The organism is Methylorubrum sp. GM97 (assembly GCF_024347855.1).
Classification (GTDB): Bacteria; Pseudomonadota; Alphaproteobacteria; order Rhizobiales; family Beijerinckiaceae; genus Methylobacterium; species Methylobacterium extorquens.
Genome location: NZ_AP025942.1, coordinates 5,130,097 through 5,151,624, shown reverse-complemented (window position 1 = coordinate 5,151,624; position 21,528 = coordinate 5,130,097). Strand labels below are relative to the sequence as shown.

The window sequence follows — 21,528 nt, the reverse complement described above, 5'->3', positions numbered from 1 at the left end:
TCTCACGCGGCGAGCGCGACGCGGTCCGAGACCAGCGCGAGCCAGTTGCGGAACAGCCCGGTGGCGGCCTCCGACCAAGCGGCCGGACGGGGCAGGGTCTCGGCCATCGTCGGAAAGTCGGCGTGCAGGGCGGGCGAGCGATAGGCCCGTGCCACTGCGGCGAAGGCGTCGAGACGCAGGACCGCCTCGTCGACGTAGTAGTTCTCGGGCAGCGCGGGCGGGGTGTCCCGCTCGCCATCGAGAAAGCGGCCGATGTCCCGGCGGTACTCGCGGGCGAGCGTATCGCCGTCATATTCCGGATGGCCCTGGAGGAAGACCATCGAGGCACCGCGCTCACGGATGAACAGATCGACCCCGACCTGTTCGGAGCGCCGCAGAACGCGGTAGCCGCGGGCGGTCAGCGCCTGTTCGGAGAGGTCGTTCCAGCGCGAATGCGGCACCGGCACGCTCGCCGGCATCCCCGCGAGCAATGGATGGTGCGCGACCGCCGTGCAGGCATAGATGCCGGAATGCTTGGTCGGCAGCGGCCGGCGTTCGACGCCATCGAGATGCAGCACGGCCGCATGCGCGGCCAGACACGAGAACAGGGTCGGGACGCCGCTCGCATCCGCCCAATCCACCACCGCCGCGAGCGCCGGGAAGAACGGCTCGTCGGAAAGGCGCTTGGCCTTCGGCTCGGCGCCGGTGACGACAAGGGCATCGAGCCCGGCTCCGGCCAGCGCATCTTGGGCCAACGCGCCTCGCGCCTCGTAGAAGCGATCGAGATGGGCACGGGCGAGGGGACCGCGCGGGACCGTATCGAGGCTGAACAGGCGCAGCTCGACCCCTGGGCCGATCAGGCGCCGGAACTGCCGCTCCGTCTGCACCAGGGCGCTGTCGGGCATGTTGTTGAGGAGGCCGACGCGAAGCCTGCGTTGCACCGGCTCGGGCCACGCGATGCCGCCGACTGCGCCGAGATCCAGCTCCGCCGCGGGCAGGCTCACGGGTTGGATCGGGGTGCCGTAGTCCAGCATGGCGGGTCTCCTCCGGACGCGATGGGGAAGGGTTCAGGCCGCGAGTGCAGCGGGGGCCACGGCGGCAAGCGCTTGGTCGAGGTCTTCGAGGATGTCGTCGATATGCTCGATGCCGACGCTGAGCCGGATCGTCTCCGGCAGCACGCCCGCGACCCGCTGCTCGTCGGGGGTCATCTGCCGGTGCGTGGTCGAGGCCGGATGGCAGGCGAGCGACTTGGCGTCGCCGATATTGACGAGGCGCTTCACCAGCTTCAGCGCGTCGTAGAACGTCTTGCCGCCCTCGAAGCCGCCCGCAACGCCGAAGGTCAGGAGCGAGGAGCCTTCGCCCTTCAGGTACTTGCGCGCCATTGGGTGGTTCGGGCTGTCTTCGAACCCGGCATAGTTCACCCAGGCGATCTGGGGGTGCGCCCGCAGGTGCTCGGCGACCTTGCGCGCGTTCGCGACATGGCGCTCGACCCGCAGCGCCACCGTCTCGATGCCCTGAAGCAGCAGGAAGGCGGACATCGCCGGCAACACGGCGCCGGTGGTGCGCTGGTAGACGCTACGCGCCCGCGCGGCGAAGGCGCCGGGGCCGAAATGGTCGGCGTAGACGAGGCCGTGATAGGAAACGTCCGGCCGCGTGAACATCGGGAAGCGCTCAGCCTGCGCCGTCCAGTCGAAGCGCCCGGAATCGACGATGATGCCGCCGAGTGTGGTGCCGTGGCCGCCCATGAACTTGGTGAGCGAGGCGATGACGATGTCGGCCCCGTAATCGATCGGCCGCATCAGGATCGGGGTCGGCACGGTGTTGTCGACCACGAGCGGCACGCCGTGGGCGTGGGCCACGGCCGCCAGGGCCTCGATATCGCAGATGTTGCCGGCCGGATTGCCGATCGATTCGCAGTAGACCGCGCGGGTGTCGCCATCGATCAGCGCCGCGATATCCTCGGCCCGATCGCTCGCGGCGAAGCGGCAGGTGATGCCCTGGCGCGGCAGGACGTGGGCCAGCAGCGTATGCGTAGTGCCGTAGAGCTGGGGCACCGCAACGATGTTGCCGCCGTGATCCGCCAGGGTGGCGATGGCGTAGTGGAGCGCTGCCTGCCCCGAGGCGACGGCGAGCGCCGAATGGCCGCCCTCCAGTTCCGCCACGCGCCGCTCCAGCACGGCGACCGTCGGGTTAGCGATCCGGCTGTAGCGAAAACCCTCTTCCTCCAGGTTGAACAGGGCGGCGCCGTGGTCGGCGCTGTCGAAGGCGTAGGCGACGCTCTGATAGATCGGCACAGCGACCGCGTGCGTGGCCGGATCGTGGTCGAAGCCGGCATGAAGGGCGATCGTTTCGCTGCGCATGTCTTGAAGCTGTTCCGAAACCGCGGAGTTGAGACCCTGAGCGCAAGGCTTGGACCAGACTTGACCGTACCGGAACGGGATGACAGCTTGCGAGACTTGGTGAAGGCGAAAATTCGACAAGTCTTGATCGATGACTTCGATGATGGGGAAATCGCCCGGCAGACGTCGGCTCCGGCCGCACAGCACCGTCTTTTAGGCCCAATCTCCGTTGCCCGGCCGCTGTCTCGAAACGGGACAGGCGTGCCATATCGGCCCTAGTCTTGATACGGCGCAAGATCGGCTGCAATTCGACAGTCTTCGCCAGCCCTCGCATTAGTCATAACCGCACAATCGACTTGTCATGCGATCGGAACCGTGTTTTCCGATAAGCTCGGCGCTTCCGGAATGGTCCCGAACGTCCGCTCCTTTTGTCATCAACGCGTTCTCGTGCGCCGAACCGGCGCCCCGTTTCGGCGGAGAGCGCTTCAGCGAGGATGCCGTGTCGACCACAGCGATGATTCCGTCCGTGACCTCGGGCGAGCTGCGCGCCGCCCCGATCGAGCCGAGCTGGATCCACGAGGGACGGCCCGTGGCCCGCAACACCATGCTCTCGCGCAGCGCCGACGGCATGGCCTGGACCCTGGTCTGGGACTGCACCGCCGGGCGGTTCGAGTGGCACTACGACATCGACGAGACGATCCACTTCATCGAGGGCTCGGCCACGATCAGCGACGGCCTCTCCCCGCCCAAGACCTTCCGGGCCGGCGATGTGTTGTTCATTCCCCGCGGCGCGGTCTGCCACTGGCATGTCGAGAGCTACGTGCGGAAGGTCGCCTTCTGCCGGAAGACGCAGCCGAAGGTCGTGGCGCTCGCCCTGCGCGCGGCCAGCAAGGCCAAGCGGATGCTGAGCCGCCGCTCCGGCGCCGGCAGCGCGCTCGAAGCCGCCTGAATGCATCGAGGCTGGAGCCTCAGACGCCGGCGGTCGCCTCCGCGGCCTTGGCTTTCGTTCCGCTCTGTCTTCGGAAGGACGGGTCGTCCTCCCGAACCCGCTCCACGGGGCGCTCTTCGCGCCCCGCTGGCGGTGCCATCGCTCTTCGAGCGATGGCCGGTTCAGCACATCCCGGAGGCTCGGCCGCGATGACGACGCCCGATCACGACACCTCGCCCCCCGACACCTGGACCTTCTTCGAGGGCGCGTGGCATCCCGGCAATGTCCGGATCATGGGGCCGCGCACCCACGGCGCGTGGCTCGGCTCGACGGTGTTCGATGGCGCCCGCGCCTTCGAGGGCGTCACGCCCGACCTCGACCTGCACCTCGCCCGGGTCAACCGCTCGGCCACCGCCCTCGGGCTCACGCCAAAGGTCGCGGTCGAGGAATGGGCCCGGCTCGTCGCCGAGGGGCTAATGCGCTTTGCGCCCGACGCCGAACTCTACATCCGGCCGATGTACTGGGCCGAGAGCGGGTTTGCCGGGGGCGTGCGCTTCGATCCCGCCTCCACCAACTGGTGCCTGTCGCTCTACACGGCACCGATGCCGCTGCCGTCGGGCTTCAAGGCGACGCTCTCGCCCTTCCGCCGCCCGTCGATCGAGGTCGCCCCCGTCGATGCCAAGGCCGGCTGCCTCTACCCCAACGGGGCGCGGGCACTCACCGAGGCTTTGTCGCGCGGCTTCGGCAATTGCCTGATGCTCGATGGGCTCGGCAACATCGCCGAGTTCGCCAACGCCAACGCGTTCTTCGCGCGGGACGGGGTGGTCTACACCCCGGTCCCGAACGGGACGTTCCTCGCCGGCATCACCCGCGCCCGCGTCCTCGCGCTGTTGCGCGGGGCCGGTGTCACGGTGGTGGAAAAGACGCTAAGCTACGAGGACTTCCTTAGCGCCGACGAGGTCTTCACCGCCGGCAACTTCGCCAAGGTCGCCCCGGTCACCGGGCTCGATGACGTACGCTTCGAGCCAGGGCCGGTGTTCCGCCGCGCACGCCAGCTTTACTGGGATTTCGCGCACGGGCGGCTGTCGTAGCGGCACAAAGCTCAGGCTTTGCAGCCGCCACAGACTCATCTCGGTCAGCAGCTCAGACGGCGGCGCTCACGGCGACCGAAGGTCTGGTAGTGCGCAGCTCCGGATTCCATCTGGCCCCGTCGGACCGCGCGGAGCACGTCCGGATTGCAGCGCAGATACTCGCGCTCATCGAAGCCGTAATCGCGCCGGCCATAGCCACGACCACCATAGCCACGGCCGCGGTCCTCGTCGTCGTAATCGCGGCCACCATAGCCACGGCCGCGTTCTTCGTAGCCATAGTCACGGCTGCCGTAGGGCTGGGCCGAGACTGAGGCGATGGATCCCATCAAGCCCAGGCCTACGGCCGCCACTGCATAAATCGCCTTCATATCGGGTGGTCTCCTCATCAGCCGCTAGGAACGCGACGAAACGAATTTTGGTTCGCGGCCGGGGCCGAACGGCCATGCTTGTCTCTCGCACGCTTCGCCCGAACGGTCTTGGGGTGGCTTCGATGTTTCAATCGCCCGCCAGCGCCTTCTCGCGGATCGCCGTGAGGCTCAGGCCCGGCGTGATCGCATCGACCGAAAACTTCACGTGGATGATCGCAGGGCGCTGCGCCGCCAGGGCCTCCTCCAACGCCGCCGGAAAATCCTCGGTCCGCTCCACGGTGAAGCCGACGCCGCCGAAGGCGCGAGCATAGGCGGCAAAGTCCGGGTTCACGAGGTCGGTGGCGAGGACACGGCCCGGGAAATCGCGCTCCTGATGCATACGGATCGTGCCGTAGCTCGCATTGTCGGCGACGATGCAGACGATGTTCAGGCCGTACTGCACCGCGGTCGCGAATTCCTGGCCGTTCATCAGGAAGTCGCCGTCGCCGTTGATCGCGACCACCGTGCGGTCGGGAAAAATCCGCTTCATCGCCACAGCCGCCGGCACGCCGTAGCCCATCGAGCCGGAGGTCGGCGCCATGTGGGTGGCAAGGCGGCGGAAGCGGTAGAAGCGGTGGATCCAGGCGGCGTAGTTGCCCGCGCCGTTGCACAGGATCGCGTCCTCCGGCAGCGCCTCGCGCAAATGCACCATCACCTGCCCGAGATTGACCGGGCCGGGCTGCGGCGTCGGGGTCTGCGACCACGCCAGATATGCGTCATGGGCCGCACGGGTCTCGGCCGCCCACGGGACGGAGGCCGGCGCATCGAGCCGCGCCAGCGCCGCCGCCATCCGGGCCGGCGCGGCGGTGATGCCGAGATGCGGAACGTAGACCCGGCCGAGTTCCTCCGCTCCGGGATGGATGTGGACGAGCCGGGTGCGGGGGGCCGGGATGTCGAGGAGCGAATAGGTCTGGCTCGCGACCTCGCCGAGGCGGCCGCCGAGCACGATCATCAGGTCGGCGGCCTTGGCCCGCGCCACCAGCTTCGGGTTGGCGGCAAGCCCGAGATCGCCCGCGTAGTTCGGATGCAGCGGGTCGAACAGCGGCAGGCGGCGGTAGCTCGTGGCCACCGGCAGATCGAAGGCTTCGGCAAAGCGGCGGATATCGGCATAGGCCTGCTCGGTCCAGCGGCTGCCGCCGAGCACCAGGAAGGGGCTTTTGGCCTCCGCCAGCAGGGCGGCGAGGGACGCGAGATCCTCCGCGCCGGGCGCGGCCTCGACGGCTTGGAAGGGCGGGGCCAGCGGCCCCTCGGCCGCGTCCTTCAGCATGTCCTTCGGCAGGGCCACCACCACCGGGCCCGGCCGGCCGCCGGTGGCGGTGTGGAAGGCGCGCGAGACGTATTCCGGCATCCGCGCGCCGGTCTCGATCTCGGTGGCCCATTTCGCGATCGGCCCGAACGCGGCGCGGTAATCGACCTCCTGCCACGCCTCGCGGTCGCGCAGACCCCGCTCGATCTGGCCGACGAACAGGATCATCGGCGTCGAGTCCTGCTGGGCGATGTGGATGCCGGCCGAGGCATTGGTGGCGCCGGGACCGCGGGTGACGAAGCAGATGCCGGGCTGCCCCGTGGCCTTGCCGTGGGCCTCCGCCATCATCGCCGCGCCGCCCTCCTGGCGGCAGACGGTGAGCGCGATACCCGATTCGTAGAGCGCATCGAGCACCGGCAGGTAGCTCTCGCCCGGAACCGCGAAGACGTGGGTGACGCCGTTGGCCGCGAGCTGATCCACGAGCGCCTGGGCGGCGTTCCGCCCGCGGCTTCGGGCGGGGAGGGCGGCGTCAGGGCTCTGGGACATCGCTTCGATCTCACTAGACGGCAGGACGCGTCCCGGTTCGGGACCATCCCTCGGCACATCCTGCGGTTCGTACCGGAACTGAACAGTTTCCGGCCCGTCCAGCCGGGCCCTGGACTTGCACAGACGAGCCGCAAGGACAGGCAACGACATAGAGATGAACCGATAACGTCCGGTTTCGACCGGTGCGGAACGGGCAGGTTTCACAAGGTCCCATTTCACATCGACGAACGGGTTACGAACCATGCTCGCGCACCGGAGATCATCGACACCGGGCACCTCGGCCGGCTCGTTCGGCGGATGGGGGGCGTGATGGCTGCCGCCGCGCTGGCGCCGGAGCCCGCCATCGACGGGGGCTCCTCAAGCAGGCGATGCGCCGCCTCGTCGGCGGGGTCGTCGTGATCACCGCCGGAACCGGCGAGGACCGGGTCGGGCTCACCGCGACCTCGGCCGTCTGCCTCTCCGTCGATCCGCCGACCATGCTGGTCTGCGTCAACCGCGCCTCCTCGACCTGGCCGGTCATCGCCCGGCGGCGGCATTTCTGCGTCAGCATCCTCGGGGCCGGGCAGCAGGCCACCGCCGAGCGCTTTGCCGGCATCGGCGGGTTGCGGGGCGCCGCCCGCTATCGTGGCGCGGATTGGACGATCATGGAATCGGGCGCCTCCGGCCTCACCGAGGCGCAGGCCATCGTCGATTGCGCGCTGGAAGAGGTCATCGAGCGGCACAGCCACGCCATCCTCCTCGGCGCGGTGCGCGCGGTGCGGCTGAACCGGATGGAGCGGCCCTCCCTGGCCTATGGCGGCGGGCGCTTCATCGGAATCTCACCGGATGAGGCGGCACGCGGCATCGGTCGCATCCACAGTGCCGCTGACAACAAGACAGATTAACCAGCAAAACACTTAACATCGATAAATGCTTTTTCGGCACAATCAGCAAGAGTATTGATAAAACTCAGGCCGTATTGAAATCGAAGCGGTCACAGACCAATCCAGTCGGCACGGACCAAAGGGAAAAAGGACAATGTCGCAAGCGGTGGCAGCCAGCGTCGCGGATCGCACCATGGGCCTCGCCTACGCGATCGCCGCGCGCCACGCGATCAAGCCGAAATTCGATCAAGCGGACGCCCTGGTCGATGTCGGGCTCTCGTCGCTCGATCTCGTCAACCTGATGGTCGCGGTCGAGGCGGAGTTCGACATCATGATCCCGCCCGCGAGCCTGACGCCGAAGAACTTCTACTCGATCGAGACCATCGCCCGGATGGTCGAGAGCGTGCGCGGCCCGAACGCCTGAGCGGCCAAGTCCGGATCGCCCAGACTGCGCCGCCCCTCACGAACATCCCTGACGTGCCGCCGGCCCGGCCGGCTTCAGTCCAACGGAGCCCAGCCATGACGATGCAGCCCACGACCCGGCCGGACGGTTACGTCGGCGATGCCGCCGACCTTCTGACCCGCGCGGCGGCCGCCGCCGCGATCGCCGCCACCCATGCGGACGCGGTGGACCGCGACGGGCGCTTCCCCGAGGAAGCCGTCGCCGCCTTCCGCTCGCAGCGCCTGCTCGGTGCGGCCGTGCCGATCGAACTCGGCGGGGAGGGCGCCTCCGTCCGGATGCTGGCCGAAGTTTGTTACGTGCTGGGCCGCGCCTGCGCCTCATCGGCGATGATCTTCGCCATGCACCAGACCAAGGTGGCCTGCCTGATCCGGCATGGCCGCGGCGAGCCCTGGCAGGACGGCCTCCTGCGCCGCATCGCCGGCGAACAGCTCCTGATGGCGTCCTCGACGACCGAGGGCCAGGGTGGCGGCAATGTCCGCTCCTCCTCCGCGGCGATCGAGGCCGACGGCGATGCGGTCACCCTGGAGCGGGCCGCGACCGTAATTTCCTACGGCGCCCAGGCCGACGGCGTCGTCACCGTCGCCCGCCGCTCGGCCGAGGCCGGCCCCTCCGACCAAGTGCTCTGCGTCTTCCTGCGTGAGGACTACACCCTGGAGCGCCTGAGCGGCTGGGAAACGCTCGGCATGCGCGGCACCTGCAGCAGCGGCTTCCGACTCGTCGCCCGCGGTCGCCCCGAGCAGGTGCTCGCCGCCCGCTACAGCGACATCCACAACCGGACCATGACGCCGGTCTCGCACATCCTCTGGTCGAGCGCTTGGACCGGCATCGCCGCCTCCGCCGTCGATCGCGCGCAGGCCTTCACCCGCACGGCGATGCGCGGCGCGGGCGGCGTCGCCCCGCCCGGCGCGCTGCACTACGCCCGCGCCGTCTCCAGCCTGAAGCAGGCCCGCGCCCTCGTCACGCAGGCGCTCGACACCTTCGAGGGAGCCGAGGGCGACCCGGCGGCTTTGGCCGGCCTCGACGTGCAGACCGCGCTGACGATGCTCAAGGTCGAAGTCTCCGAACTCGCCGTCGCCACCGTGTCGAGCGCGCTGCGCGCCAACGGGCTGGCCGGCTACCGTCAGGACGGCGCGTTCAGCATCGGCCGGGCGCTGCGCGACATCCTCTCGGCGCCGATCATGATCCACAACGACCGGATCCTGGCCAACCTCGCCACCGCGACGCTGATGTCGCCCGTCGCCGCCTCGCTCAGCGCCTGAAGGCGCTCAGCGAGGTTCGTTCCCGCCTCGAACGCCGGCGGTCGCCTCGGCGACCTTGGCTCTCGCTCCGCGGGGCGCTCTTCGCGCCCGACAGGCGGAGCAAAGGCTCCACTGCCCCCTTTGCCGAAGGACTGCCCGCCATGAACATGCCCGTGATGAACGCGCCGGCCTCGCCGCCCGCGACCGACCCGCTCGACGCCCTGTTCGACGCGATGTTCAAGCCGATGAACGCGCAGGGCGTCTACGCCCGCACCGGCGCCTACGAGTCGGTGGTGGAGGCGCTGGCCGCCTTCATCTCGGCGCGGCGCGAGGCCGAGACGGAAGTGTTCCGCTTCCCGCCGGTGATGAGCCGGGCGCATCTGGAGCGGCACGGCTACCTCAAGAGCTTCCCGAACCTTCTCGGCTGCGTCTCCTGCCTGGAAGGCACCGAGACGGAGATCCGCGCGTCGGCCGACAAGCATCTGGAGGGCGGCGACTGGACCGCGGACCTCGAGACCGCCGACCTCGTTCTGACCCCGGCCGCCTGCTACCCGGTCTACCCGATCGCCGCCGCCCGCGGCGCGGTGCCGGCCACCGGCTACCGCTTCGATGTCGCCTGCGACTGCTTCCGCCGCGAACCCTCGCGCCATCTCGACCGGCTGCAATCCTTCCGGATGCGCGAATACGTCCGCATCGGCACGCCGGAGCAGATCGTCGCCTTCCGCGAGAGCTGGATCGCGACCGCCACCGCGATGGCCGACGAACTCGGGCTGCCCTACACGGTCGAGACCGCGAGCGACCCGTTCTTCGGCCGGCTCGGCCAGATCATGGCCTTCAGCCAGCTCGAACAGGCCTTGAAGTTCGAGCTGCTGATCCCGCTCCGGGGGGCGGCCGCCGGCACCGCCTGCATGAGCTTTAACTATCACCGCGAGCATTTCGGCACGACCTGGGGCCTCAACCTGGAGGATGGCGAGCCCGCCCATACCGGCTGCGTCGCCTTCGGCATGGACCGCCTCGCGGTGGCCCTGTTCGCCACCCACGGCGAGCGCATCGACGCGTGGCCGGCCCCGGTCCGCGCGGCGCTGAAGCTCTGACGTCAAGGCGCCGTCCGATGCCGCTCGATCCGCATGTCAGCCGCTTCCTCGACATGATGGCGCTCGGAAGCTCGGACGGCATCACCCTCGAGGCCCGCCGGGAGGGGATGCGCGGGCTCGCGCGCCTCGCCGGGCTAAGCGCCGAGGGCGTCGCGACCCGCGATCTCGTCCTGCCGGGTCCGGCCGGGCCGATTTCCGCGCGGCTCTACGCGCTAGAGGGCAGCGCAAGTGGACCCGGCCTCGTCTACCTACACGGCGGCGGCCTCGTGACCGGCGGCCTCGACACCCATGACGGACTCTGCCGGGTGCTGGCCGAGGCCGGCGCCCTGCGCGTCGTCTCGGTCGATTACCGGCTCGCGCCCGAACACCCGTTCCCGGCCGCCCTCGACGACGCGCTGGCGGCGATGGATGGGGTGGCCGCACAGGCGGACACGCTCGGGATCGATCCGGCCCGGCTCGGGATCGGCGGCGATTCCGCCGGGGCTGGGCTCGCCGCACGGGTCTGCCAGGAGCGGCGCGGCGGCTCGATCCGGGCGCAGCTCCTGATCTGCCCCGTGCTCGACGTGCACGGCAGCCACCCCTCGCGCCGCGATTTCGCGCAAGGATACTTCCTCGACGAGGCGACGATCCGGCGCGACCTTGCGGCCTGCGGTCCCGAAGCCGCCGGCCCGTCGCCCCGTCTCTCGCCCCTGCGTGAGGCGGACCTGACCGGCCTGCCGCCGGCCCGCATCCACATGGCGGAATACGATCCCGTCCGCGACGAGGGGGCGGCCTATGCCGCGCGTCTGGAGCGGGCAGGCGTCGAGACCGCCCACACCGTTCACGCCGGCATGATCCACTTCTTCTACGGCCTCGGGCGGCTGATGCCGCGCGGCCGGCCGATCCTGTCCGAGATCGCCCGCGACTTCGGCGCCTGCCTCCGCGGCGCCCTCTAACCCCACCCCTTGCCCACCCCTTTGCCCCACCCAGCCTTGAGGAGAGCCACCATGTCCCTGCGTGAGACCGTCTTCGCCGAGATCGCCGCCATCGCCGCCGAGCAGGAAAAGGCGATGCCGCCGATCACCGACGACCTCGTGATGCTCGACACCGAGTTCGACTCGCTCTGCTTCGCGCTCCTCGTCGCGCGGATGGAGGATCTCACCGGCGCCGACCCGTTCGGCGAGATGGATGCTTCCGACCTGCCGGTGACGGTCGGCGACCTCGTCGCCCTCTACGACCGCGCCGCGGCCCGACAGGCGGCCTGACCCCGATGATCCTGCGCGAGAGACTTCTGGCGGCGGGCGGACTCGAGGGCCTGTTCCTGTCCGACCACCGCAGCAAAAAAGATCTCGCCGGGATCGTTTCCGGCGAGCGTGACGCCGCCGTGACCGCGGCGCTCGCCGGCCGCCGGGTGCTGCTCGCCGTCGGCGGGCAGATGGCGGCGGCCCGCGCCATGATCGCGCTCGACGGCCTCGCGGCCCGGCTCGCCCTCGTCCCCCGAAGCTCGCGCCGGAGCACATCGCCCGGATCGCTCACGATTCCGAGGCGGAGATCTGCGTCGCCGATGCCGAGGGGCTGTCCCCCGACGCGCTACCGGGCCTGCCCCGCATCGACGCGGCCGACGCGTTCCGCGCGGGCTCCGAGACATCGCGGGAGACGGAGTGGGCACTGGCCACCTCCGGCACCACCGGCGCGCCGAAGCTCGTCGCCCACACCCTCGAAGGCCTCGCCGGCGGCATCAACACGGCTGCGGCGCCGGAGCCCGGCACGGTGTGGAGCGCCTTCTACGACATCCGCCGCTACGGCGGCCTCCAAGTGTTCCTGCGGGCGATGCTCGGGCCGTCCTCGCTCGTGCTCTCCGACGCGGGCGAGCCGGTGCGCGACTATCTCGTCCGCGTCGGCGCGGCGGGCGTCACCCACATCCTCGGCACGCCCTCGCACTGGCGCCTCGCTCTGATGAGCGCGGCGCTCGACCGGCTGAGCCCCCGCTATGTGCGGCTCTCGGGCGAGATCGCCGACCAGAACATCCTCGACGCCCTGCGCGACGCCTTCCCTGAGGCGCGCATCGCCCACGCCTACGCCTCGACCGAGGGCGGGGTCGGCTTCACCGTCGAGGACGGGCAGGAGGGTTTCCCGGCCGCGCTGATCGGCACCCGCGCCGGGATCGAGATCACCGTGCGCGAGGACAGCCTGTTCGTGCGCTCCGGCCGAACCGGGCGGCGCTATCTCGGCGCGGCGCCCGAGGCGCTGATCGCCGGGGACGGCTTCATCGACACCGGCGACCTCGTGGAGCGACGGGGCGAGCGCTACCACTTCCTCGGCCGGCGCAGCGGCGTGATCAATGTCGGCGGCGCCAAGGTGCAGCCGGAGGAGGTCGAGACCGTCATCAACGTCTTCCCCGGCATCTCGATGTCCCGGGTGCGGGCGCGACCCAACCCGATCCTCGGCGCGGTGGTCGAGGCGGAGGTGGTGTTGCGCGCCGACGCGGGCACGGATCAGGCGGCGCTGAAGAAGGCGATCATCGCCCACTGCCGCCCGCGCCTGGCCGGACACAAGGTGCCGGCGAGCGTGAAATTCGTGGATGCGCTGCCGATCACGTCGGGCGGCAAGCTGGTGCGGAGGGGCGCGTGAGCGACGATCTCAAGACCGGACGCCTCGTCGTCGTCACGGGCGCGAGCCGGGGGCTCGGCCTCGCCATGGCCGAAACGCTCGCCGCCGACGGGTTTCGCGTGGTGGCGCTCGCCCGGCGCCCGAGCGAGGCGCTGGAGGCGGCGCAAGTGGCTGCCCCCGGCCGGATCGCTTTCATGGCCGCAGATCTCGGCGAGATCGACGCGCTCCAGGCTCTCGCCCAGAGAATCCGGGCCGAGCATGGGCCGGTCTACGGCCTCGTCAACAACGCCGCGCTCGGCACGCCGGGCCTGCTGACGACGATGCCGGCTTCGAAGATCGCCGAACTCGTCCACCTCAACACCCTCGCGCCGATGGTGCTGACCAAGTACCTCGCCCGTGGGATGATGACGGCCGGCGCCGGCCGCATCGTCAATGTCAGCTCGATCATCGCCTTCACCGGCTACAACGCCCTGTCGGTCTATGCCGCGACCAAGGCCTCGATGATCGGCTTCACCAAGTCGCTCGCCCGCGAGGTCGGGCGGCTCGGGGTGACGGTGAATGCGGTGGCGCCCGGCTTCATCGAGACAGCGATGACCGGCGAGATGGACGAGGCGGAGCGCGGGCGCGTGGCCAACCGCAGCGCCCTCAAGCGGCTGGCCGAGCCGCAGGACGTGGCCGACGCCGTCGCCTACCTGATGTCGGACCGCGCCCGCAACGTCACCGGCACGGTGCTCACCATCGACGCCGGCAGCACCGCCTGAAGCCGGCCAGTGACCTTGAACCGAGGCTTCACTCGACGAAAATTTCCGCTAAATCAATATATTTTGGATGGCTTGGGCGACAAATCGACGCCTATACCAATCCATTCAACAAGACTGGCAGTCCCGAAACGGCATCGGCTGGCTGGCATTGATTTCGCTCTGTTTCGAGCGCGTCTCCGAGTGGGACGAGAGCGCGCCTTGCTCACGGTTCGATCGCGCGGAGCCGTTGGACGAAATGGGTTCCGGACAGCGCGACGAGCCGGAGGGAGCCGCCGATGATTGGGGTGAGCGAGACCGTGGAAGACGTCCCACCCGCGGGGAGGGCGTCCGCAGCGCGCGGGTCAAGGTCCGCTGCCGCACCATCGAGGAGGATGACCTCGCCTCCGTGGTGCGGCTGCTACAAGTCGGCTTCCCCGATCGCTCCGAAGCCTATTGGCGGACCGGGCTCGACCGGCACCGCACGCAGCCGCTGCCCGACGACGTGCCGCGCTACGGCTATGTGCTGGAACGGGACGGGGCCATCGTCGGCGTCCTGCTCGCACTCTACCGCATGGTGACGGACGAGGCCGGCACGCATCTGCGCTGCAACCTCTCGAGCTGGTACGTTCTGCCGGAATTCCGCGCGCTGGGTACCCTGCTCGACGGCTTCGCCATGCGCGACCGGCGGGTGACCTACACCAACGTCTCGCCGGCTCCGCAGACGTGGCAGATGCACAAGGCGCGCGGCTTCAAGCCGGTCTGCTCGGGCCAGATGCTCGTGATGCCGCTGCTCGCCGGCCTCGGCCGGGGGCGCCGCGTCCGCGTGGCCACGCCGGAGACCCTTCGCCTGCTGCCGGAGCCGGAGGCCCGGCTGGTGGCTGATCACCTCGCCTATGGCTGCATCGGCCTCGTCTGTTCCGATGGGGAGAAGGCGTGGGCCGTCCTGTTCCAGCGGCGCGCCATCAAGCTGCGGCCGGGGGAAACCCGGTGGCCGCGCCTGCCCTGCCTTCAGCTCGTCTACCGCTCGACCGCGCTCGACCTGTCCGCCTTCCTCGGCGCGATCGGCCGGCATCTCATGCTGCACCACGCCATGCCGTGGTTCGTGCTCGATGCCGTCGGCAAGCTGCCGGGCTTTGCCGGACACTTCTTCGAGGGCCGCGCCCCGAAATACGCCCGTGGCCCGAACCCGCCGGCCACCGGAGACCTCACCTATACCGAGGTCGTCCTGTTCGGTGCCTGAGGGCGCTTATCCGCCGAAGCGGCGCCGTTCCGGGCCGAGAAACCCGTCGAAACAAGGATCGATGCGGTTTCCGGCCGATGTCGTCGCGCGCCTCCACGCGGCGATCCGCCTAGGGCAGCAGCTTCTAGCGCTCAGCGTAAGCCGACGGTCCGATGAAGCCGCCGCGAGATCGATCGGGCGCTGTTCCGAGTGGTCACGAAGTCGCGCGCACGCCTCACAGCCTGAAAGACGCCATAAACCAAGACTCCACGGAGTGTTGGCCCGCACGGGATCGGCGGGGCACGAGTTCGGCTTTCTCGACACCCGGACCAGACCGAGACGACGTTCCATGGAAGTGCCGGAATGCTGAACTTCCTCTTGGTCGTCGCGGTGGCGGTCTGGTTCGTGCTGTTCTACCCGCTGGCGCGCCACCGACTCGAGACCCGGATGGGGCCGCTGAACGGTCCGCTGGCGGTCCCGTTCGCCCTGACGACGATCTTCGCGCTGCTGCCGCTGGTCTTCAACGTCCCGCGGGATGACGGCAACGCGGTGCTGGAGCAGGGGCTGACGGCCTCCAACCTCGCGCTCATCGTCATGACCGGGCTGACCGGGCTCTATCTCATCGCCCGGATCGCGGTGGACCGGCGCGTCCTGCTGGTGGCGTTCTCGATGCCGTACCTGCCGTTCACGCTGATGATCCTCGTGAACGGCCTCAGCACCGCGTGGTCAATCGTGCCGAGCTACACCGTCTATCGGACCGTGGAGCTGGCGATCTTCACGCTCACCTCGATCCTGATCTTCGACCGCAGCGATATCGAGCGGCGGCTGGCCAACCTGTTCGCGCTGTTCACCGTCGCGTGGCTGGTCGCCACGACGCCGATCATCCTCGACAATTTCGCGCATGGGGTCGTGTTCTCGTCGGCCAAGCACAACCTGATGCCTTATCTCTGCGCCGCGCACGCCTTCCTCGTCATCTTCGACGACCGCATCCCGCACCGGCGCGCCCATCTCCTGCTTGCCTTCGTCGGCTTCGTCATCGCGGGCTCGGCCGCGAGCACCGCCTCGCTCATCGCGGCAGCCCCCGGCCTGATGGTGGCGTCGCGTCACCCCCGGCTGCGCCTCCTCGGCTACACGGCCTTCACCGTCTACCTGATCGTGTTCGTGGTGCTGATGGTCGGCCTGTCGGCCTTCCCCGCCCTGCTCGACGTGGTTTCGGTCGTGCTGCAGAAGCCCCCGGAGGAGCTGGCCGACGCCACCGGGCGCGGCACCTTCTGGCCGGTCTTCATCGAGGCGACCAAGGACCGCTTCGTCGGCGCCGGCTACGCCGCCGGAGACCGCTTCATCCAGCTCCTCATTCCCACCACGGCTTTGGCGGAGACGCTGGCACGCGACGCCGTGTTCATCTCCAGCTCGCACAACATGGTGCTCAGCGCCTGGGCCGGCACCGGCCTGATCGGGCTCGGCCTCTGCGCGATGGTGCTGGGGACCGCCCTGCGCTGGGGGATGAAGCTCGACCGTCCCGGACGCCGCCTCGTCGCCACCTGCGTGTTCTTCCTGATCCTCAACGGCATGACGACGCCGGGCATCTTTCAGGACTGGAACATCAACGTCCTCACCTTCGTGGGGCTGTTGGCCTATGCCCGCATCGGCGCCCTGCGTCGCGAGCCCGTGGGCGCGGCCACGCCCGTTCCGGCAGCCACCGCCTTCGGTCTCCCGGTTGCGGCGTCCGCGTGATGCGCATCCTGGCGCACATCTTGAAGTGTGAGACCCAAACTACCTTCGGCCCGCCGCCGCTGTCCCGAAACGGGAAGGATCGTCCCCGGACGACCCACTCGGGGACGGGCATGGCGGACCGGATCGGTTGCTGCGGGCTGCCGAGGCCCGCAGGCGCGTATTGTTCGAGAGTTTCGCGATGACGATGATCGAGCGGATGCCTTCGCGGTTCTTCGTCGGCGCCGAGCCGGGCAAGCCGGACGTGACGCCTGAACCCTGGTTCCTCGACCCGCGTGAGATCGGACGGGCCCTGCGCGCGCGCTGGGCGCTCGTGCTGGCCCCGGCTGTGCTCCTCTTGGTGGCGGCGGTGGCATGGCTCGCGCTGGTGCCGCCGCTCTACGCCGCCGTGACGCAGATCCTGATCGACCCGCGCGGCATCCAAGTGGTCAAGGACGGCGTGACGCCCTCGGATCAGGCGAGCGATGCGAGCCTGTTCCTCGTCGACAGCCAGATCCGGGTCCTCATCTCCGACGAGGTGCTGCGGCAGGTCGTGACTCGGTTCAAGCTCGACCAGGACCCGGACTTCGTTCGTCCCGCCTCGCCGCTCGAGACGCTCAAGAGCCGCCTCTCCTCGCTGATCGTCACCGCCGGCGGCCCTGCCGACGACACGCTCACCGCCCTGCGCACGCTGCGCGATCGCACCACCGCGCGCCGCCTGGAGCGCAGCTTCGTGGTCGAGCTCGCCGTCTCCAGCGAGGAGCGCCGGAAATCCGCCGAACTCGCCCAGGCCATCGCCGAAACCTACCTCACCACCGTCTCGCAGGCGCAGGCGCAGGTCACCCGCAAGGCCGGCGAGGCGGTGTCGAGCCGGCTCGGCGAGTTGCAGGACGACCTCCGGCAGGCCGAGGACAAGGCGCAGAAGTTCCGCGCCGCCAACAACCTGGTCGGCACCCGCGGCCAGCTCGTCAGTGAGCAGGCGCTGACCCAGCTCAACCAGCAGCTCGGCGCGGCGCGTGCCCGGGCCGGCGAGCTGCGCGGGCGGCTCGCCCAGATCGAGGCGGTCGCCAACGGGCGGGCCGACCTCAACTCGGTGACCGAAATCGTCCAGTCCACGACGGTCGCGCAATTGCGGGCCCAGCTCGCCCAGATCGAGGCGGCCCGAGCCGACACCCTGTCCAACCTCGGCCCCCGTCACCCCACCCTGCGCACCGGCGAGCTGCAGGTGCAGACCCTGCGCAACGACATCAACGCCGAGATCCGCCGCATCGCGGCAGCCACGCGCAACGACTATCGGTCGGCGCAGGCCAACGAGGCCTCGCTCGCCGCCACTCTGGAGAGCCGCAAGAAGGAGGCTCTGTCCGTCGACAAGAGCTTCGTGCGCCTGCGCGAACTGGAGCGGCAGGTCGAAGCGAGCCGCGCGGTCTACGAAGCCTTCCTCGTCCGCGCCCGCGAGCTTCAGGAGCAGCAGCGCCTCGATACCTCGACCTCGCGCGTCATCTCGCCCGCCTCGCTGCCGGAGCGCCGGCTCGGCCCGCCGATCCCGGCCATCTTCGCCGCGGCGCTGGCGGCCGGGCTCGGCCTCGGCACCGCGCTCGCCCTCCTCGCCGTGCCGGCCGCGGGGCGGATCGGTTCGCGCCGCCGGTTTCAGCAGCTCGCGGGGCTCCCCGTGGTCGCTGCCCTTCCGGCCAAGGTGCCGACTAGGACGCGGAGCAAGGCCGGCAGCGAATCCCTGCGCGCCGACACCGCCTACGACGTGGCTGTGGCCCGTCTCGGCAGCCGTCTGCAGCGCGATTTCGGGGCCACGCGGCCGACGGTGGTCCTCGTCACCTCGGCGGACGACCGGAGCGGAAAGTCGGAGCTGGCGCGCAGCCTCGCCGCCTCGGCCGCGCTCGACGGCCAGCGGGTGCTGCTCGTCGATGCCGACCCGGAGGCGATGATCTCGCGCGATCTCCGGAGCCAGGCCAAGCGCGGCGCCGCCGAAGTGCTGCGGACGCATTCGGGGCTTAGCGACGCGCTGGTCGAGGGGCCGACCGGGGTCAAGATCCTGCCCTACGACGACGCGGCCCTGCGCCTCGGCACCGCGGCCTATACCGGGGCGATCCTGACGGCGGCTTCTGCCTTCGACACCGTCTTCGTCGATATCGGGCTGATCGGCACCGACATCGCCGCCGAGCGCCTCGCCCAGGACCAGCGCTTCCCGGCCCTGCTGCTGACGGCCAGCGCCGCCCGCAGCGGCACCGCCCGGCTGCGGCGGGCGCTCGACGCCCTCGGCCGCGACCCACGGGTGCAGCTCGTCATGACCGACGCCGAGGCCGAGGGGTGAGCCTCGGCCCGCTGCGGAGCGCGGCCGCGCTCCTCGCCGCCGTCCTCGTCGGATCGCCGCTCTTCGGCTTGACCGCGGAGGTTCGGGGCGGCGAGGCGAAAGCGCCGCTGGTCCTGCGGGTTGCGCCCACCGGAGACAGAGCCCCCCGTCGCGACAACCGCTTTGCGGACCTGCCGCGGGCGCTTGCATATGTCGCCGCGCTACGCCGTCAGGGCGAGGGGCGGGCGATCGTCGTCGAGCTGGAACCCGGAACGCACCGGATCTCGGCGCCCGTCCAGATCGGCCCCGACCATGCCGGCACGGCCGAGGCGCCCCTGATCCTGCGCGGGGCCGCCGACGGATCGAGCCGGCTCGTCGGCAGCGTGCCCCTTGCGCCCGCATCGCTGCCGCCGCGCCTGCGCGCGCGGTTGCCGACCTCGGCCCGCGGCGCGGTGCGTGCCTACCAATTGCCCGAGGCGTTGCGCGGGGAGCTCGCCTACCGCGCGCCGCGGCGCCTACGCGAGACGCACCCGCGCGTCACCGAGATCTTCGATGCGGGCGGTGCGCTGCGCCCGGCGCAGTGGCCGAACCCTGGGCCAAATCCTGGGCCGAACTCCGGCTGGACGACGGTTGCCGCTGCCGAAGCGGGGGGCTTGGCGTTCACCCTCAAGGACGAGCCGGGCATGCCCGATCTGTCCCTGGAGCGCGACCTGTGGGTGGAGGGCTTCTGGCGCTGGGACTGGCTTCTGGAAACGCTTCATGTGGCGCAGGTCGATCCGCGCCGCCGCCAGCTCGAACTGGACCAGCCGCCCTACGAGGGCATTCGCGACGGCGCCCGGATGCGGCTGGTCCATGCGCTCGGTGCCCTCGATGAACCCGGCGAATGGTGGCGCGACGGCGAGAGCGGCCTGCTGCTGGCCTGGCCGTCTCCCGGCGCGGCCGACCTTGAAGTCAGCCTCGCCGAGACGCTGATCCGGGCCGATGGCGCGCGGCATCTGCGCATCGAGCGGCTTCGGCTGGAGCGCGCGCGCGGCGATCTGATCGTCGTGCGGGGGGGCGAGGATATCGAGATCCGCGCGAGCGAACTGGCCTGGACGGCAGGCCGGGCGGCGGTGTTCGAGGGGGTGACCGGGGGTGGCGTCTCCGGCAGCGCGATCCATGATATCGGCGCGAGCGCGGTCCGCCTCGTCGGCGGCGACCGCGCCACGCTCCGGCGGGGCGGGCTGTTCGTGCGCGACACCCGCTTCACCCGCTTCTCGCGGCTGAGCCAGACCCAGAGTTCCGCGATCGAACTCGACGGCGTCGGCGCGGAGGCGAGCGGAAACCTCATCACCGACGCGATCGGCTACGCCATCTACCTGCGCGGCAACGACCACGTGTTTCGCGGCAATGAGGTCGCCCGCCTGATCCACGGCCTGAGCGATACCGGCGCGATCTATGCCGGACGCGACTTCACCGCCCGCGGCTCGATCATCGAGGACAACTATGTCCACGACATCCGCACCGGGCCGGGAATGGAGGTGAAGGGCGTCTATCTCGACGACATGGCGAGCGGCTTCACCATCCGCCGCAACCTGTTCGTCAATGTGCAGCAGCCGGTCTTCATCGGCGGCGGCAACGACAACACGATCACCCGCAACGTCTTCGTCGCGTCGAGCCCGATGGTCGCCCTCGATGCGCGGGGTCTGACGTGGATGAAGCCATCGCTGAACGAAGCGGATTCGGAGTTCCGGGCCGCCTTCGCCGCGATGCCGCTCGACGCCCCGCCCTGGCGGATGCGCTATCCGAAGCTTGCAGAGGCACTGACCGACGAGCCGGGCGTGGCGCGCAACAACCAGATCGTCGACAACGTGAGCATCGGGAGCGACGACCTCGCGCTCACCGACAAGGCGGAGGCGAGCCGGCAGATCATCCTGTTCAACACCCACCTTGACGGCCCGGCCCCGAATCCGGGAGACCTCGAGGCGCTGGCCCGCTTCACCGCCGAGCGCGGCATCACGCTTCGCCTCGACCCGTCGAAGATGCGGCGGGATGGGTTACCGGCCTCGCCGTTCACGGACGCGCGGCGCTGACTAAGCAGCACCGAGGCCGACCCGCGACCGGCTCTCCCTGAGGGTCCGGCCGTTGCGGGGGCAATCGGCGACGAGCCAATTCATCGCCGATCGGGATCACGACCGCGGAGGTCTCACGCAGCCTTGGACGGCACCTCGGTGAGGGTCGAGAACTCGCTGACGATGGCCTCGTGCACCTGCTTCAGCCAATCCTCGGCGATCCGCGCACGCTCCTCGGCAGCCTCGGCCCGCTCTTCCGCCGCGCGGATGCGCTGCTCGGCCTGAGCCTGCACGTTGGCCGCCTTGGTCTCCGCGGCCCGGACCCGCTCGCTGGCGAGCTTCACGTCGTCACGAACGCGTTCCAGCAGTTCGTGCACGCGCTGCTCCTGCTCCTGAGCCTGCGCCTCGACTTCGCGCGTCCGCTGGGCGGCGGCCCGCACGCGATCGATCAGGTTCGCCCAATCCTGAGAGGAGGAGGGCGACGCCACCACCAAGGAGGCGTTCGCATCGGCATCCGATTGGACGAGACGCAGAATACTCGTCAGGCTATCGGCCTGCTTCGGAGCGTCGTGAGAAGCGACAGTCATCTCTTGAGACTCGACGCGATCAAGATCAAGTGGACGCTCCCAGCGCATTTTCTTGATTATGTCCATTATGAAACGCTTCCAGCGAGACATGGATGCCAGGCGGACACAAGCGGGCGATGAATGATCCGCAAAA

At 69.8% G+C, this 21,528-nt stretch carries 18 protein-coding genes and 1 pseudogene; 14 read left to right on the top strand and 5 right to left on the bottom strand.

Features of this window, described 5'->3' with window-relative positions:
- Positions 1 to 2: 2 nt before the first annotated feature.
- Both MSPGM_RS23870 and MSPGM_RS23865 read right to left on the bottom strand, forming a co-directional pair.
- Entirely contained in the window at positions 3 to 1,013 is a 1,011-nt protein-coding gene (locus tag MSPGM_RS23870; protein ID WP_015857586.1) for a homoserine O-succinyltransferase, read from the bottom strand.
- Between the two features lie 33 nt (positions 1,014 to 1,046).
- Positions 1,047 to 2,339 carry an O-acetylhomoserine aminocarboxypropyltransferase/cysteine synthase family protein gene (locus MSPGM_RS23865; protein ID WP_003604919.1) on the bottom strand — a complete coding sequence of 431 codons (1,293 nt, stop codon included), beginning with the start codon at positions 2,337 to 2,339 and terminating at the stop codon, positions 1,047 to 1,049.
- A 493-nt stretch (positions 2,340 to 2,832) separates the two neighbouring features.
- Here MSPGM_RS23865 and MSPGM_RS23860 point away from each other — a divergent pair, with 493 nt between their 5' ends.
- Together MSPGM_RS23860 and MSPGM_RS23855 are read left to right on the top strand one after the other, a co-directional pair.
- Positions 2,833 to 3,267 carry a cupin domain-containing protein gene (locus tag MSPGM_RS23860; protein WP_043707925.1) on the top strand — a complete coding sequence of 145 codons (435 nt, stop codon included), beginning with the start codon at positions 2,833 to 2,835 and terminating at the stop codon, positions 3,265 to 3,267.
- 188 nt (positions 3,268 to 3,455) lie between these two features.
- A complete protein-coding gene (locus tag MSPGM_RS23855; protein ID WP_003604915.1) occupies positions 3,456 to 4,337 on the top strand; it encodes a branched-chain amino acid aminotransferase in 882 nt (293 codons plus the stop codon).
- A 44-nt stretch (positions 4,338 to 4,381) separates the two neighbouring features.
- Here MSPGM_RS23855 and MSPGM_RS23850 read toward each other — a convergent pair whose 3' ends face one another.
- Together MSPGM_RS23850 and MSPGM_RS23845 are read right to left on the bottom strand one after the other, a co-directional pair.
- Positions 4,382 to 4,705, bottom strand: coding sequence for a hypothetical protein (locus MSPGM_RS23850; protein WP_003604914.1), 324 nt, complete (start codon positions 4,703 to 4,705; stop codon positions 4,382 to 4,384).
- A 127-nt stretch (positions 4,706 to 4,832) separates the two neighbouring features.
- Entirely contained in the window at positions 4,833 to 6,536 is a 1,704-nt protein-coding gene (locus MSPGM_RS23845) for a thiamine pyrophosphate-binding protein (protein ID WP_003604911.1), read from the bottom strand.
- A 368-nt stretch (positions 6,537 to 6,904) separates the two neighbouring features.
- On the opposite strand from MSPGM_RS23845, the gene MSPGM_RS23840 reads away from it, so the two are divergent.
- From MSPGM_RS23840 to MSPGM_RS23785, 12 genes and pseudogenes are all read left to right on the top strand, one after another.
- On the top strand, positions 6,905 to 7,420 hold the full coding sequence (locus MSPGM_RS23840) for a flavin reductase family protein (RefSeq protein ID WP_261926032.1): 516 nt from the start codon (positions 6,905 to 6,907) through the stop codon (positions 7,418 to 7,420).
- A 133-nt stretch (positions 7,421 to 7,553) separates the two neighbouring features.
- The gene (locus tag MSPGM_RS23835) at positions 7,554 to 7,823 is read left to right on the top strand and encodes a phosphopantetheine-binding protein (RefSeq protein WP_003604907.1); all 270 of its coding nucleotides are present in this window, start codon (positions 7,554 to 7,556) and stop codon (positions 7,821 to 7,823) included.
- A 95-nt stretch (positions 7,824 to 7,918) separates the two neighbouring features.
- Entirely contained in the window at positions 7,919 to 9,121 is a 1,203-nt protein-coding gene (locus tag MSPGM_RS23830; RefSeq protein WP_015824653.1) for an acyl-CoA dehydrogenase family protein, read from the top strand.
- Positions 9,122 to 9,261: 140 nt separating this feature from the next.
- Positions 9,262 to 10,194 (top strand): amino acid--[acyl-carrier-protein] ligase, encoded by a 933-nt coding sequence (locus tag MSPGM_RS23825; protein WP_003604799.1) that lies wholly within the window; start codon positions 9,262 to 9,264, stop codon positions 10,192 to 10,194.
- A 17-nt stretch (positions 10,195 to 10,211) separates the two neighbouring features.
- On the top strand, positions 10,212 to 11,129 hold the full coding sequence (locus MSPGM_RS23820; RefSeq protein WP_261926031.1) for an alpha/beta hydrolase: 918 nt from the start codon (positions 10,212 to 10,214) through the stop codon (positions 11,127 to 11,129).
- 51 nt (positions 11,130 to 11,180) lie between these two features.
- The gene (locus MSPGM_RS23815) at positions 11,181 to 11,438 is read left to right on the top strand and encodes a hypothetical protein (RefSeq protein ID WP_003604794.1); all 258 of its coding nucleotides are present in this window, start codon (positions 11,181 to 11,183) and stop codon (positions 11,436 to 11,438) included.
- A 5-nt stretch (positions 11,439 to 11,443) separates the two neighbouring features.
- A pseudogene (locus MSPGM_RS23810) lies at positions 11,444 to 12,804 on the top strand (AMP-binding protein).
- Positions 12,801 to 13,544, top strand: coding sequence for an SDR family NAD(P)-dependent oxidoreductase (locus MSPGM_RS23805; RefSeq protein WP_003604791.1), 744 nt, complete (start codon positions 12,801 to 12,803; stop codon positions 13,542 to 13,544). The pseudogene MSPGM_RS23810 and the gene MSPGM_RS23805 overlap by 4 nt, the downstream one beginning before the upstream one ends.
- A 235-nt stretch (positions 13,545 to 13,779) precedes the next feature.
- Entirely contained in the window at positions 13,780 to 14,763 is a 984-nt protein-coding gene (locus MSPGM_RS23800; RefSeq protein WP_261926030.1) for a hypothetical protein, read from the top strand.
- Positions 14,764 to 15,105: 342 nt separating this feature from the next.
- Positions 15,106 to 16,476, top strand: coding sequence for an O-antigen ligase family protein (locus MSPGM_RS23795; RefSeq protein ID WP_261926029.1), 1,371 nt, complete (start codon positions 15,106 to 15,108; stop codon positions 16,474 to 16,476).
- A gap of 178 nt (positions 16,477 to 16,654) precedes the next feature.
- Positions 16,655 to 18,778: a GumC family protein gene (locus MSPGM_RS23790; RefSeq protein ID WP_015857582.1), complete on the top strand. Its 2,124-nt coding sequence runs from the start codon at positions 16,655 to 16,657 to the stop codon at positions 18,776 to 18,778.
- Complete coding sequence (locus MSPGM_RS23785; protein WP_015857581.1) at positions 18,775 to 20,829, top strand: right-handed parallel beta-helix repeat-containing protein; 2,055 nt, start codon at positions 18,775 to 18,777, stop codon at positions 20,827 to 20,829. The genes MSPGM_RS23790 and MSPGM_RS23785 overlap by 4 nt, the downstream gene beginning before the upstream one ends.
- A 113-nt stretch (positions 20,830 to 20,942) precedes the next feature.
- On the opposite strand, the gene MSPGM_RS23780 is transcribed toward MSPGM_RS23785, so the two are convergent.
- Positions 20,943 to 21,395, bottom strand: a complete 453-nt coding sequence (locus MSPGM_RS23780) for a hypothetical protein (RefSeq protein WP_003606228.1) — start codon at positions 21,393 to 21,395, stop codon at positions 20,943 to 20,945.
- Positions 21,396 to 21,528 lie beyond the last annotated feature (133 nt).